Annotated in this window: 16 protein-coding genes; 13 read left to right on the top strand and 3 right to left on the bottom strand. The window is 43.8% G+C overall.

Annotation, left to right across the window (positions count from 1 at the left end):
* Positions 1-17: 17 nt before the first annotated feature.
* From fabD to KI742_RS14645, 11 genes are all read left to right on the top strand, one after another.
* Positions 18-941 carry an ACP S-malonyltransferase gene (fabD, locus tag KI742_RS14695; RefSeq protein ID WP_005387313.1) on the top strand — a complete coding sequence of 308 codons (924 nt, stop codon included), beginning with the start codon at positions 18-20 and terminating at the stop codon, positions 939-941.
* Positions 942-986: 45 nt separating this feature from the next.
* Entirely contained in the window at positions 987-1,721 is a 735-nt protein-coding gene (gene fabG, locus KI742_RS14690; protein ID WP_031781117.1) for a 3-oxoacyl-ACP reductase FabG, read from the top strand.
* A 246-nt stretch (positions 1,722-1,967) separates the two neighbouring features.
* Complete coding sequence (gene acpP / locus KI742_RS14685; protein WP_004406112.1) at positions 1,968-2,201, top strand: acyl carrier protein; 234 nt, start codon at positions 1,968-1,970, stop codon at positions 2,199-2,201.
* A 93-nt stretch (positions 2,202-2,294) separates the two neighbouring features.
* Positions 2,295-3,545 (top strand): beta-ketoacyl-ACP synthase II, encoded by a 1,251-nt coding sequence (gene fabF / locus KI742_RS14680; protein ID WP_005372948.1) that lies wholly within the window; start codon positions 2,295-2,297, stop codon positions 3,543-3,545.
* A 107-nt stretch (positions 3,546-3,652) separates the two neighbouring features.
* The gene (gene pabC, locus KI742_RS14675; RefSeq protein WP_151515009.1) at positions 3,653-4,468 is read left to right on the top strand and encodes an aminodeoxychorismate lyase; all 816 of its coding nucleotides are present in this window, start codon (positions 3,653-3,655) and stop codon (positions 4,466-4,468) included.
* Positions 4,465-5,481 carry an endolytic transglycosylase MltG gene (gene mltG, locus KI742_RS14670; protein WP_151515008.1) on the top strand — a complete coding sequence of 339 codons (1,017 nt, stop codon included), beginning with the start codon at positions 4,465-4,467 and terminating at the stop codon, positions 5,479-5,481. The genes pabC and mltG overlap by 4 nt, the downstream gene beginning before the upstream one ends.
* Positions 5,478-6,110 carry a dTMP kinase gene (tmk, locus tag KI742_RS14665; RefSeq protein WP_005387350.1) on the top strand — a complete coding sequence of 211 codons (633 nt, stop codon included), beginning with the start codon at positions 5,478-5,480 and terminating at the stop codon, positions 6,108-6,110. Before mltG ends, tmk begins: the two co-directional genes overlap by 4 nt.
* A 24-nt stretch (positions 6,111-6,134) precedes the next feature.
* Entirely contained in the window at positions 6,135-7,097 is a 963-nt protein-coding gene (locus KI742_RS14660) for a DNA polymerase III subunit delta' (protein ID WP_005372955.1), read from the top strand.
* Positions 7,088-7,855: a TatD family hydrolase gene (locus KI742_RS14655; protein WP_005372957.1), complete on the top strand. Its 768-nt coding sequence runs from the start codon at positions 7,088-7,090 to the stop codon at positions 7,853-7,855. Before KI742_RS14660 ends, KI742_RS14655 begins: the two co-directional genes overlap by 10 nt.
* A gap of 444 nt (positions 7,856-8,299) precedes the next feature.
* A complete protein-coding gene (gene ptsG, locus KI742_RS14650; RefSeq protein ID WP_005372959.1) occupies positions 8,300-9,730 on the top strand; it encodes a PTS glucose transporter subunit IIBC in 1,431 nt (476 codons plus the stop codon).
* 212 nt (positions 9,731-9,942) lie between these two features.
* The gene (locus tag KI742_RS14645) at positions 9,943-10,344 is read left to right on the top strand and encodes a hypothetical protein (RefSeq protein ID WP_005372960.1); all 402 of its coding nucleotides are present in this window, start codon (positions 9,943-9,945) and stop codon (positions 10,342-10,344) included.
* Positions 10,345-10,413: 69 nt separating this feature from the next.
* Here the strand turns inward: KI742_RS14645 and KI742_RS14640 are convergent, their stop codons facing one another.
* The 3 genes from KI742_RS14640 to KI742_RS14630 all read right to left on the bottom strand — a co-directional run bounded on the left by KI742_RS14640 (position 10,414) and on the right by KI742_RS14630 (position 13,132).
* Positions 10,414-10,509, bottom strand: coding sequence for a MetS family NSS transporter small subunit (locus tag KI742_RS14640; RefSeq protein ID WP_017633863.1), 96 nt, complete (start codon positions 10,507-10,509; stop codon positions 10,414-10,416).
* Positions 10,506-11,972 carry a sodium-dependent transporter gene (locus KI742_RS14635; RefSeq protein ID WP_005372966.1) on the bottom strand — a complete coding sequence of 489 codons (1,467 nt, stop codon included), beginning with the start codon at positions 11,970-11,972 and terminating at the stop codon, positions 10,506-10,508. Before KI742_RS14635 ends, KI742_RS14640 begins: the two co-directional genes overlap by 4 nt.
* Before the next feature lie 569 nt (positions 11,973-12,541).
* On the bottom strand, positions 12,542-13,132 hold the full coding sequence (locus KI742_RS14630; protein WP_285385575.1) for an outer membrane protein: 591 nt from the start codon (positions 13,130-13,132) through the stop codon (positions 12,542-12,544).
* 127 nt (positions 13,133-13,259) lie between these two features.
* Here KI742_RS14630 and KI742_RS14625 point away from each other — a divergent pair, with 127 nt between their 5' ends.
* On the top strand, positions 13,260-13,352 hold the full coding sequence (locus tag KI742_RS14625; RefSeq protein ID WP_005372970.1) for a YnhF family membrane protein: 93 nt from the start codon (positions 13,260-13,262) through the stop codon (positions 13,350-13,352).
* A 44-nt stretch (positions 13,353-13,396) separates the two neighbouring features.
* Complete coding sequence (locus KI742_RS14620; protein WP_258494406.1) at positions 13,397-14,548, top strand: patatin family protein; 1,152 nt, start codon at positions 13,397-13,399, stop codon at positions 14,546-14,548.
* The last annotated feature ends 37 nt before the right edge of the window (positions 14,549-14,585 follow it).

Below are 14,585 nucleotides of genomic sequence, written 5' to 3'. Positions count from 1 at the left end.
GCTTAAAGGAAAACAACATGAGCAAGTTTGCTATCGTATTTCCAGGTCAAGGTTCTCAAGCTGTAGGTATGCTTGCAGAACTAGGCGAACAATATGACGTAGTAAAACAAACATTTGCAGAAGCATCTGACGCACTAGGTTACGATCTATGGGCGCTTGTTCAAAATGGACCTGCAGAAGATTTAAACGAGACTTTCCGTACTCAACCAGCTTTGCTAGCTTCATCTGTTGCAATCTGGCGTGTATGGCAGGAACTTGGCTTAGAGCAACCAGCAAACCTAGCCGGTCACAGCCTAGGTGAGTACTCAGCACTTGTATGTGCGGGTGTTATTGACTTTAAAGAAGCCATCAAGCTGGTTGAATTACGTGGGCAACTTATGCAAGAAGCAGTACCAGCTGGTACTGGCGCAATGTACGCGATTATCGGTTTGGCTGATGATGCGATTGCAAAAGCGTGTGAAGACGCAGCGCAAGGCGAAGTGGTCTCTCCAGTAAACTTTAACTCGCCTGGTCAAGTCGTTATCGCTGGTAGCAAAGACGCAGTAGAGCGAGCTGGTGCGCTATGTAAAGAAGCCGGTGCGAAGCGTGCGCTTCCTCTTCCTGTTTCAGTACCTTCACACTGTGCACTTATGAAGCCAGCAGCGGAAAAACTTGCTGTAGCTCTTGAGTCTATCGAATTTAACTCACCACAGCTGCCAGTTATCAACAACGTTGATGTGGTTGCTGAGACAGATCCTGCAAAAATCAAAGATGCGCTTGTTCGTCAGCTACATAGCCCAGTTCGTTGGACTGAAACAGTTGAACTGATGCACGAACAAGGCGTAGAAAATCTTCTTGAGCTTGGCCCTGGTAAAGTTTTAACAGGTCTAACAAAACGTATCGTGAAAACGCTAACTGCAGCAGCAGTGAATGATATCGCATCGCTAGACGCTGCGAAGTAATCCATCAAGCGATAAATTTGCGATAAGAAAAGGAAACACAACATGATGAATCTCGAAGGTAAGATCGCGCTAGTTACCGGCGCAAGCCGTGGTATTGGCCGCGCGATCGCGGAACTTCTTGTCGAGCGAGGTGCTACGGTTATCGGTACTGCTACTTCTGAAAGTGGTGCGGCTGCTATCAGCGAGTATCTTGGTGATAACGGTAAAGGCTTAGCGCTTAACGTGACTGATGTCGAGTCTATCGAAGCGACATTAAAAACGATCAACGAAGAATTTGGTGTGATCGATATTCTGGTGAATAACGCTGGTATTACTCGTGACAACCTATTGATGCGCATGAAAGATGATGAGTGGAACGACATCATCGATACCAACCTAACGCCTATCTACCGCATGTCTAAAGCGGTTTTACGCGGTATGATGAAAAAACGTGCGGGTCGTATCATCAACGTAGGCTCTGTTGTTGGTACCATGGGTAATGCTGGTCAAACTAACTACGCAGCAGCGAAAGCGGGCGTGATTGGTTTTACTAAATCAATGGCTCGTGAAGTTGCGTCTCGTGGTGTAACAGTGAACACTGTTGCTCCTGGTTTCATCGAAACTGACATGACTAAGGCACTAAATGATGACCAACGTGCGGCAACTTTGTCGAACGTGCCAGCAGGTCGTTTAGGGGACCCACGTGAAATTGCATCAGCAGTAGTTTTCCTTGCTTCTCCTGAAGCAGCGTACATTACTGGTGAAACTTTGCATGTAAATGGTGGCATGTACATGGTTTAATGCGACAGTTTATGCAAAATAAGCTATTTTACATTGTGAAAAATAGCCTATAGTTGCAGTTAACTGTCATGAACTTGTCATGCTTATGCGCAAGATTTGTGCATGATTTAAGTCAAAAATGTATTGAAATTCGGTTAAATTCGCTAATTTTGTGGTTTGACCAGCAAGGACCCCCTTGCAACTTTCAATAGTTCGAATAAACTACGGAATCATCGCATTAGGCGAAATCTGTAAAGGAAAAGAAAAATGAGCAACATCGAAGAACGCGTAAAGAAAATCATTGTTGAACAGCTAGGTGTAGACGAAGCAGAAGTTAAAAACGAAGCTTCTTTCGTTGATGATCTAGGTGCTGATTCTCTAGACACTGTAGAACTAGTTATGGCTCTAGAAGAGGAATTCGACACTGAGATTCCTGACGAAGAAGCTGAGAAGATCACTACTGTTCAAGCTGCAATCGACTACGTAAACAGCGCTCAGTAATTAGCTCTCCCAGGCGGTCTCCTAGACCGCCTGTGTTCTTTCTAACTTCTTCTATCCTCTCATAGAAATATTCAATTCCCGGAGAATTATATCGTGTCCAAGCGTCGTGTAGTTGTCACTGGCATGGGTATGTTGTCACCGGTAGGCAACACAGTAGAATCATCTTGGAAAGCCCTGCTAGAAGGTCAAAGTGGTATCGTAAATATTGAGCACTTTGATACTACGAACTTCTCAACTCGTTTTGCAGGTCTTGTTAAAGATTTCGATTGCACAGAGTACATGTCTAAAAAAGATGCTCGTAAGATGGACCTTTTCATCCAGTACGGCATTGCAGCGGGTATTCAAGCTCTTGATAACTCTGGCTTACAAATTACCGAAGAAAATGCGGCTCGAGTTGGTGTTGCTATCGGCTCAGGCATTGGCGGTCTTGACCTTATCGAAACTGGCCATACTGCATTAGTAGACAAAGGCCCTCGCAAAGTTAGCCCATTTTTTGTTCCTTCGACCATTGTAAACATGGTTGCAGGTAACCTATCTATCATGCGTGGTCTTCGTGGTCCAAATATCGCGATTTCTACCGCATGTACTACTGGCCTGCATAATATCGGTCATGCAGCACGTATGATTGCCTACGGCGATGCAGATGCGATGGTTGCTGGTGGTGCAGAAAAAGCTTCTACGCCTCTTGGCATGGCTGGCTTCGGTGCAGCTAAAGCACTATCTACTCGTAATGAAGAGCCTCAAAAAGCGTCTCGCCCATGGGATAAAGGCCGTGATGGTTTTGTTCTAGGTGATGGTGCTGGCATGATGGTGCTTGAAGAGTACGAACACGCAAAAGCACGTGGCGCGAAGATTTACGCAGAACTGGTTGGTTTTGGTATGTCTGGTGATGCTTACCACATGACATCTCCAAGCGAAGACGGCTCTGGTGGTGCACTTGCGATGGAAGCGGCGATGCGTGACGCTAACATCACAGGTACTCAAGTAGGTTATGTGAATGCTCACGGTACTTCTACTCCAGCTGGTGATGTTGCAGAAATCAAAGGCGTGAAACGTGCTCTTGGTGAAGAAGGTGCGAAGCAAGTTCTTGTATCTTCAACTAAGTCGATGACGGGTCATCTATTAGGTGCTGCTGGCTCTGTTGAAGCAATTATCACGGTTATGTCTTTGGTTGACCAAATTGTTCCGCCAACCATTAACCTTGATGATCCAGAAGAAGGTCTAGACATCGACCTTGTGCCGCATACAGCGCGCAAAGTTGAAGGTATGGAGTACGCTATCTGTAACTCGTTTGGCTTTGGTGGTACAAACGGTTCTTTGATCTTCAAGAAGTTCGCTGAGTAACACTATCTAACCTAATTTAGATAAGCGAAACTTGTATTCTAACGGCTCGATGCTTAGCATTGAGCCGTTTTGTTTTATTTGTTGTCTGCTAATTTGAAGGTACGTGAATGTTTTGGGTAAATGGAGTTCCGCAAACGCATGTAGAGCTAGGTGATCGCTCATTCCAATACGGTGATGGAGGCTTTACCACCATCCTGACCCAAAATGGAGAGTTGGTTTACTGGCAGGAACATACTGAGCGCATGAGTGCTTGCCTTGACGCTTTGAAGATCTCTTCACCTGACTGGAAAGTTGTGCATGATTGGGCAAGCAAAGCGGTTTTATCTGACGCACGAGCGGGGGTGAAGATTCACGTTAGCCGCGGTATTGGCGGGCGAGGGTATAGCCCTAATGGGATTGAAAGCCCTATCGTGACGATTTCCAATTTTGCGTTTCCTTCTCATTATTCATCTTGGCAAGAACAAGGCGTGGACTTGGGCGTTTGTAATACTCGTCTAGGGATTCAACCTTTACTTGCGGGACATAAGCACAACAACCGTTTAGAGCAGATTCTCGCCAAGGCTGAAATCGACAATACAGAGTTTGCAGATGCAATAACGTTAAATGTGCAAAACCATGTCATTGAAACTACAATGGCCAACCTTTTTTGGGTTAAAGGTAATAAAGTATTTACGCCGGAGCTGACCTTATCAGGCGTTACGGGCGTAATGCGTCGTAAGGTGCTTGAGTTACTTAAAGTAAGTCATATTGAAGTCATCGAGGGGCGTTTTATACTTCCAGATTTTCTGAGTGCTGATGAGGCTTTCATGTGTAACTCAATATTAGGTGTCGCACCTATTCGCAGCATAGTGACATCGACCTCTAAGACTATATTTCCGATAGGAAAATTGACTCAACGACTGCAAGGGAATTTAACTACGTGATTAAAAAACTGTTGGCTTTTGTTGTGCTGATCGCAGTGATAGGCGCAGCAGCTGTTTTTTATATAATTTCACAGGCTAAACAATACGTTGAAAAGCCTGTTCTATTGGAACAACCTCAGCTGTTTACTGTAGAAAGTGGTACAAGCTTTCATCATGTCATGCGCGCCTTAGTTGAAGATGAGGTGATTGAAACATCGGAGTACATCCGTTTAATTCCTCACTTATATCCAGAATTGTTGCAAGTGCGAGCGGGTACTTACCAACTTGAGCCTAGTATGTCACTTTCGCAAACATTGGAGCATCTGAATACTGGAAAAGAATACCAGTTTGCGATCACTTTTGTTGAAGGCAGCCGCTTTTCTGAATGGGTAGATCAACTAAAAAGTGCTCCTTATTTAAAGCATGATTTAACCGATCTTTCAGAAAAAGAAATGGCTGCGAAGCTCGGAATTGAGAGAGAAAAGCTAGAAGGGTTGTTTTTAGCAGAAACCTACCATTACACAGCGGGTGCGAGTGAAAGCCAGTTATTAAAACGAGCGCATCGAAAACTCAATAAAATACTGGACGCTAGCTGGGAAGCTCGTCAAGAAAAGCTGCCATTACAGGATAAATATGAAGCCTTGATTCTCGCGTCTATCATCGAGAAAGAGACGGCTATTGATTCTGAGCGTGAGCGCGTCGCTTCTGTGTTTATCAACCGATTGAACAAACGTATGCGGTTACAAACTGATCCGACAGTTATTTATGGTATGGGTGACGCCTACGATGGCAACATTCGTAAGAAAGATTTGCGTACGCCGACACCATATAACACCTATACCATCAATGGTTTGCCACCAACACCGATTGCGATGGCTGGTGAAGCTTCCATTGAAGCGGCTTTGAATCCAGAAAGCAGCAACTATTTATATTTTGTAGCAAGTGGAAAGGGCGGACATGTATTCTCGAAATCCCTTGCTGAGCACAACCGTGCTGTTCGTGCCTATTTAAGAGAACTAAGAAAGAACAAATGATGAAAGCAAACTTTATTGTCGTTGAAGGCCTAGAAGGCGCGGGTAAAAGCACTGCGATTAAAACCGTTTTAGATACGCTAAAAGCGGCCGGTATTGAGGATATCGTAAATACCCGTGAGCCAGGAGGCACACCGCTAGCAGAAAAAATGCGCGCTCTGGTGAAAGAAGAGCACGAAGGCGAAGAACTTAAGGACATGACGGAGTTGCTTCTTCTGTACGCTGCACGTGTTCAGTTGGTTGAGAACGTGATCAAACCAGCTTTGGAAAACGGTCAGTGGGTGGTTGGTGACCGACACGATATGTCGTCGCAAGCTTATCAAGGTGGTGGCCGTCAGATTGACGCATCGTTAATGAAAAATCTCCGGGATACAACGCTTGGTGATTTTAAACCTGCTCTCACTCTCTATATGGATATTGACCCTCGTGTTGGGCTTGAGCGTGCACGTGGGCGTGGTGAGTTAGATCGTATAGAGAAGATGGATATTAGTTTCTTCGAGCGTACACGTGAGCGTTATTTGGAGATTGCTCATGCCGATCCTTCCATCGTTATCATTAACGCAGAACAGACGATTGAAGGCGTGTCGCGTGATATTCGGGACGCTCTAAACGAGTGGCTAGCTCGTCAATAAGTGAAACGTAAATTTAGGTGACTCATGTTAAATGATTATCCATGGCTACAGCCAATATGGGATAACCTCAAAGTAGGGTTAGAGTCGGACAGAATACCAGGTGCGCTTTTATTACAAAGCGAGCAGGGCTTGGGCATCGAAAAACTTATCGAGTTTTTTAGCCAAGCACTTCTTTGCCAAAATTACGCGAGTGAAGCATGCGGTTTTTGTCATAGCTGCCAGCTAAATCAATCTCAAAACCACCCTGATTTACACTGGATCAAGCCAGAGAAAGAAGGAAAGGCGATAACGGTGGACCAAATTCGCGCTTGTAACCGTCTTGCTCAGGAATCATCTCAGCTTAATGGTTACCGCCTATTTGTAATAGAACCGGCGGACTCTATGAACGAGTCGGCATCGAATGCGCTGTTAAAGACGCTAGAAGAGCCTGGGGCAAAGTGCTTGTTTTTGCTCGTTACCCACAATCAGGAGCGTCTGCTCCCAACGATTCGTAGCCGTTGCCAACACTGGGTTGTTGCGCCTCCGTCAGCGGAACAAGCGATGCAATGGATGCACGAACAAGGGGCGAAGCAAGTTCCTGCTTACGCCTTAAAACTGAATATGGGCTCTCCAATAAAAACATTGGATGCGTTAAATAATGGCGATCTCGAAGCTTACTTGGCTTTTGAACGCAGTTTTATTAAGGCAATGTCTTCGCCTGTTTCAGACGTTTCTGAGTGTGCTTCTTTAATCGCTAAACACTCAGAGCAATCACTAGACTGGGCATGGTATTTACTGACAGATGCTCAGAAAGCGCAGTTTGGTGTATCAGAAGCTCAAATGCTTCCGGGCGCGACAAAGTTTCAACCGGACAACTATAACGGTTTGTACTCATCAGCGAAGGCGCTGATGAACCTGAAAGCTCAGGTGCAAGCCTTTCCTGGCCTGAACCTTGAGCTACTATCAATGAATTGGTTAATTGAATCACGAGAGGCATTATGTTCGTAGATTCTCATTGTCATTTAGACAAATTGAATTACGACGATCTCCACATCAATGTGGAAGACGTTATTAACAAAGCTAAACAAGCAAACGTAACTGAGCTACTTTCTGTTGGAGTAACGCTGGATTCTTTCCCGAAAATGATGGAAATGATCGAGCCTTATGACAATGTTTATGCTTCGTGCGGTGTGCATCCACTTGATGTTGAAAGCGACTTTTCGATGGACGTATTGCGCCACCATGCGTCGAATGCAAAAGTCGTCGCTATTGGCGAAACGGGTTTAGATTATCATTACAAGCCCGAAACGGCCGCGTTACAGAAAGAGCGCTTTGAGCAACACGTTGATCTTGCAGTGGAGCTCAACAAACCTTTAATTATCCATACCAGAAACGCACGTGCGGATACTCTTGATATTTTGCGTAAGGGTGGGGCAGAGAAATGTGGTGGTGTTATCCACTGTTTTACAGAAGATCTTCCATTTGCTGAAGCTGCACTGGAGCTGGGGTTTTATATTTCTATCTCGGGGATTGTTACTTTCCGTCAAGCTACAGAGTTAAAAGAAGTGGTGAAGACTCTACCTTTAGAGAAGCTTCTTATTGAGACAGATTCTCCTTACTTGGCTCCTGTCCCTCATCGTGGCAAAGAGAATCAACCCGCTTATGTTGTCGAAGTCGCTTCTTATATTGCGCAACTCAAATCGTGCTCTCTTTCTGAAGTGGCACAAAAAACCACCGAAAACTTCCGAAATCTTTTTTTGCGATGAAAAAATAATAAGAGCATAAAAAAGGAGCTTAGGCTCCTTTTTTGTTGATAAAAACAACAGATACGCTCACGAGTTTAATGTTTACTAAAAATGTTGATTTAATAACATTCAAAAATCACAAATGTAATTTTGTTACTAAAAATAACATTGGGGCGTATTTTATTTACGCCTTAAAATTAATTATATAAATAATTAATTCTTTATAAAACAGTAATATAAGTGCAATGCAAACCTTTTCATCGGCTGTTTTTGGGTGTGATCCAAGACTTGTTTTGAAACTAAATTTCGTAACTGTGTGGAAAGTTTGAGGGTCATCAATATATATTTAGAGCCGGAAAATATAATGCAGTTGTGGTTACATTTTCATTGGGTGCTAACCTTTAGGCTACGGGGGTGTGCCGTTAGTGCCCAAATAATACTTATAAATTTATCAGGAGCATAAACATGTTTAAGAACCTTTTTGCTAACCTGCAAAAAGTTGGTAAGGCTCTGATGCTTCCAGTATCAGTTTTACCAGTTGCAGGTATTTTATTAGGTGTGGGTGCTGCCCATCTAAGCTTTATTCCAGAGATCGTTTCTAATCTTATGGAACAAGCTGGTGGTTCAGTATTCGGCCAAATGGCACTTCTATTTGCAGTAGGTGTAGCGCTAGGCTTCACTAACAACGACGGTGTTGCAGGTCTTGCAGCTATCGTTGGTTACGGCATCATGACGGCAACGCTAGGTGTAATGGCGGGCGTTATGGGTGTTGAGAAAATCGATACAGGTGTACTAGGTGGTATCCTTGTCGGTGGTGTGGCTGCTTGGGCATTCAACCGTTTCTTCAAAATCCAACTTCCAGAGTACCTTGGCTTCTTCGCTGGTAAGCGCGCAGTGCCAATCATCACTGGTTTTGCTGCGATCATCCTAGGTGTTATCCTTTCTGTTATCTGGCCACCAATTGGCGGTGCAATTTCTGCATTCTCTGATTGGGCTGCACACCAAAACCCACAGCTAGCATTCGGTATCTACGGTGTTGTTGAGCGTTCTCTAATCCCATTCGGTCTACACCACGTATGGAACGTACCGTTCTTCTTCGAAGCAGGTTCTTGTGTTAACGCTGCCGGTGAAGCTCAAAATGGTGTACTAACTTGTTACCTAGTTGCTGATGAAGCATCTCGTGCTGCTGGTAATGGCTTCGGTCAGCTAGCGGGTGGTTACATGTTCAAGATGTTCGGTCTACCAGCTGCAGCAATCGCAATTGCTCATTGTGCTAAACCAGAAAACCGTGCAAAAGTAATGGGTATCATGGCGTCAGCTGCACTGACTTCATTCCTAACTGGTATTACTGAGCCAATCGAATTCTCATTCCTATTCGTTGCTCCACTACTATACGGTATCCACGCTCTACTAGCTGGTTCTGCATACATCGTTTCGAATACTCTAGGCTTTGTACACGGTACTTCTTTCTCTCACGGTCTGATCGACTTCCTAGTTCTATCTGGTAACGCTCAGAAGATGGTGCTAATGATTGCCGTTGGTCTAGTTTACGCAGTAATTTACTACGTAGTGTTCCGTGGTGTAATCACAGCGCTTGACCTAAAAACACCTGGCCGTGAAGATGAAACGGAAAGTGCAGCTGTAACTTCTGGCTCTGATATGGGCGGTGAACTGGTTGCAGCGTTTGGCGGTAAAGCTAACATTACTGGTCTAGATGCATGTATCACACGTCTACGTGTAGCAGTTGCAGATACAGCAGCTGTTGACCAAGACAAGCTAAAACAACTAGGCGCTGCTGGTGTTGTAGTTGTAGCTGGTGGTGTACAGGCTATCTTCGGTACTAAGTCTGATAACCTAAAAACTGAAATGGATGAGTGGATTCGTAACCACGGTTAATCGCAGTCATTCATAGTAATGCATAAAAGGAGGCTTCGGCCTCCTTTTTTAGTTCCTATTTTATTAACTGACAGTTCCTTTTTAGTGTGATCCTAAACTCATCTTTACTTTTGTCAGCTTTTTCATACATCGAGCTTACCCATCGTTGACATATTGATATGCCATTATGTTTGAATAGCGAATAATGTTTTTTTGAATAATTGATAACGTGTATGAAGAACAAATTCATTTTAGTTTTGGGACTAGTTTCTAGTACGGCAATGGCGGCAAGCGAGCCAACGGATCTATCAGTTGGTATGGCTGTCGATCAACAATTAAGTGTTGTTGTAGAGTTAGATAACAAATATCGTGGCATTATCGGAAACGATGGTATGGCGTTTGATTACATCGCTAAGCGTGGAACATTCGATCAAAACATGCCTGTGACTTGGTATGTCGGCGTTGGTGGCTGGTATGAATGGGATGACGAGTTTGGTGTGAGAGTACCACTTGGTGTGAACTGGGATTTATCACGCGGCTGGGACCTTTATGGTCAAATACACCCAGAGCTAGATCTTTACAAAGGTGCTGACTTGCAACTTGGCGGCGCCGTTGGCATCAAGTACAGTTTCTAGAATTGAACTAATGTATGTATAAAAAAACGCCGGTAACTACCGGCGTTTTTTTGTATGGAACTTAACGTTCTATTGTTTATTCATGGCTCGCTTAATGCAAACGGCAGCGCCGCCCCAAGTGATACCTAAACCAATAACCATCATAATAATTGCGCTGATTGTCATTTTGCTGTCTCCTTGCGGTTCACTGCGTTGATCACTAGACCAAAGATAAAGAGTGCGGCGATAAGTGCCCAGCCTAAAGTTAGATCATAGCCACCGTAGCCTTCAGTAATTAGGGCGTATAGCTTGGTCGCTAAGATAATGGCGAGCATGATTGGTGTAACGAAGCGTAAGCAGATCTCGAACCATTGACCAACAGAGAAATCAGAGCGCTCGTTAACGTAATTACGTACTTCTGGCACGCGCTTCAATAGCCACGCCATCAAGACAATCTCAACCAGACCACCAACCATGATGCCAACGTTGTTTGCAAAGTGGTCTACTAGATCGAGTAGCAGCAGACCGCCATTGGTAGCAAACGCCATAGAGACAACGAAGCCAATACCAATCACAACATTTGCAGCTTTTTTACGGCTCCACTTCAGCTTGTCGATAATGGCTGAAGTTACGGCTTCCATAATTGAAATATGCGAACTTAGACCAGCAACCACCAGTGCAAAGAAGAACAGTGGACCAAGAATATATGGGGCAGGTAGTAGGTTAATTGCCGCAGGTAAAGTAACAAAAGCCAAGCCAACGCCTGCAGATACCACCTCTGTTAACGGCTTACCTTGCTCTTGAGCCATGTAACCCAATACTGAGAAGATCATGATGCCGGCTAGGATCGAGAAGCCACAGTTGATCAACACGGTCATAAACGCGTTATTCGTTATGTCCGACTTTTCTGGTAGGTAGCTAGAGTAAGCTAGCATGATGGCGAAGCCGATACTTAGCGTAAAAAAGATCTGACCATATGCCGCTGCCCATACTTTCACATCCCAAATTTTGCTGAAATCGGGTTCGAACATGTAGTTCACGCCATCTAGAGCTCCTGGCAAGAAAATCATACGTCCGATTAAGAAAATCACCATCAAGAATAGGATTGGCATCATAATTTTAGATGCTCGTTCAATTCCTGATTTCACGCCTTTGGCAATGGCGGTGTAAGTAATTGCCCAAGCAATTACCATGGATAAAGCAATCTTCCATTGAATACTGCCTAAGTCTGTTGGTGAGTTGTCACCTAGCTTTAGGTATTCACTAAAGAAAAATGCGTTGGTATCGGTTCCCCAACCTTGAGTGAACGACAACCCAAAGTAAGAAATCGACCAACCGATAACAGCCACATAGTAAACGGCAATAACTGCAGCCACACCAACTTGGAACCAGCCAAGCCATTCAAATTTAGAATGAATTTTCGCAAGTGTTTTTGGTGCCGAGCCTCGGTATTTTTGTCCCATACTGAACTCAAGGATCATAAATGGAATACCGGCAGTGATCATGGCAAAAATGTAAGGAATAAAAAATGCGCCGCCACCGTTTTCATAGGCCATGTATGGGAAACGCCAAATGTTTCCCAAACCGATAGCAGACCCAACTGCTGCTAAGATGAATCCCGCCCGGGATCCCCATTGTTCTCGCTTCATATTTGACTCCTATAAGACTCCCTGAGGAATGAAGCTCTCTACGTAACACAGTAATAATTGCGCAAACAGTTGGAAGAAAGGACCGCTGTTATCCATCAGCTTTTCTATCCTTAATTCTAACTTATTATAATTTTATAGAGCTATATTCTGGCTACTGTAAGAGAAAGTAGATTATTAATCTTAAAATTTTGATGTGTGTTTGATAAAACTGAAATATTTATCTGTTTTCACTGATCAGACTAACTTCTAATAATACTTAGCGCAATAGAATCTAAATGTTAATTCAGATGCGTTGTCTGGTTTTAATCTTGTTAAATTTGAGTTTGATTGTGGTTTTGTGTGGGTGGTTGGTTGTTTGTCTGGAATAAATGACTGGGATATAATAATTGCTTTGGTGTTTAAGACTATTTTGATGAATTAGGGCGTACGGCTATCTTTTGTGCACCTATCTAGATGATGCTTCGTTACTTTGCCAAACAATGGTGCTTAGACGATATCCTTTATCGGCTCTGTGCAGGACTCGTTCAGCGTTCTTTGTGACGAGTCCTGCAAAGGAACATGCATAAAAATTAGAAGCGGAAACTAAAACCGACATTTGATTGGAATTGGTTCATCCAATCAGTATCGAACTTAATGATACAGTTTGAGCCGTCATTAGGTAGAGTACAGGCGCCAGATGTATCGTTATCAACGACCGTTCCTAACCATCTCAGTTGGGCTGTTAATGCAAAGTTCTTTGAAAATTCATATTCCAGCCCTGCAAAAGCGCTAGCCGAAAATCCGTATTTTTTGTCTACCCAATCCACATCGGCATAAGAAGCGCCCAAACCTACACCGATATAGGTTTGCCAATTTTCTGCGACAGGATAGTACATGCTGCTTTGGAAGTGCAGATAATGGATATCTGCCGAGTTGGACAGCTTTTCAAGTTCCGTCGATTGATTGGAGTAAAACAATCCGATCCTTCCTTTTTCTAAGGGAGTCTCGACTGAAAGAGCGTAATTCACTGCGGGGTCGAGATCGTATGTATTATCACTTTCATCCTCTACTTGGCCGCCTCCTGTATAGCCTATGTATGGCGTAATGATGATATTCGCTTGTGCATTGATAGCAGTACTCATCATCATGATTCCTACTAGCCAGCTGAGTTTTTGGTTCATGCCCTATCTCCTTATTATGACTAAGCTAATTGTGATGGGTTAGTCAAAATTGCGCGACTAAATTAAGCAAATCTTGAACATATTTCACACCGGTGTTATTAATTTGTTACATATTAAGGAGGTGTTTATGGAACACGATCTAAAATCCGCATTAATCATTGTGGTGACTGTTTTTGCAGTGCTTTTGTCATTTGGCATCATTGCTATTACAACAGCTTAAGATAACCACTTTTACCAAACGTTTTAACAAAATGGCGTGAGCCTATGATACGTAACAGCGGTATAATCACAGAAAGCCATGCAGAGCTTGATGTAAAAGTTTATGAGCACTTTAGGCATGGTAAAACTGCTTTAGTCACGCAAGGTGGAGGGCAGAGAGGGATTTTTACCGCTGGCGTTTTAGACGCCTTTTTACTTTCCAACTTCGATCCTTTCGATGAATTCTATGGCACTTCTGCCGGAGCACTCAACTTATGTTCTTACTTGTGTCGTCAACATGGCATGGGCAAAGCTTTTATTACCGAGCTGACAACGTCTCCTGAATTTTTTAATCTGTTTCGCTATATCCGAAAGCAGCAGTACTTAGGTTTAGAGTGGGCATTAGAACGGATTCAAGATTTCCCATACAAGCTTGACCTTGATTTAGGTCGCAGTGCATTGGGAAAACGAGGAGCGTTTGCTGCGGTAACGAATATAGAGACGCTATCAGATCAATATCTACCAATCTTGGATGACTCGTGGTTTAACACTATGCTAGCGACATGTGCGATTCCCAAGTTGTACCACGGACCTGTCGACGTAAATGGCAATAAGTTTGTTGATGGCGGCGTGTCTGCCTCTATCCCTGTACAAGAAGCGTGGCGTCAGAATGCTCGCAACATTATTGTCATTCGCACAGAGCCGTTTTCAGAGATTGAAGCGAGAGCCCAAAGTGAAGTGGGGGATGCGCCTGTCGAATGGTATCGGGAGTCTATCAACTCAGTACAGCAATCATGGCAGCAAAAAGTGAATCAGTGGAAGCTGGATTGGGCGTCGTTCTTCCAACAAAAAATTAATGCAGCACATCAATCGAAGCTTGCAGGGAAAATGCTGTTAAATGGAGGTCGTTGGTTGTTCGGTGCCGATAACTTGTATCGTTTAAGTCATCTGATTGGTGAGAATTTTGATTCAGGTTTAGCCGACATGCTGATGATTCATTATCAAACATTTGAGCTCACTCAGGCCTTTATATCTGCTCCACCTGACGACACTTTTATTTTACAAGTAGCGCCTAAAGAGGGACTTCGTTCTTCTTCTTTGTTAAGTGACCAAGAGTCACTAGAGCATGACTATCAACTTGGGCTTCAAGCTGGGTTTAACCTAGTTCAACTCTATGACCAGCTGGATGTTGAAATTGATGGTAGAGAGAGTGCATAAACCTTCTTACGTTCACGATGTGCGCAATATACAAAGC

It is taken from the genome of Vibrio sp. D417a (assembly GCF_030248595.1).
GTDB classification, from domain to species: domain Bacteria; phylum Pseudomonadota; class Gammaproteobacteria; order Enterobacterales; family Vibrionaceae; genus Vibrio; species Vibrio alginolyticus.
Note: the sequence above shows the minus strand (reverse complement) of the source record. Positions and strands in the feature narration are given on the sequence as shown.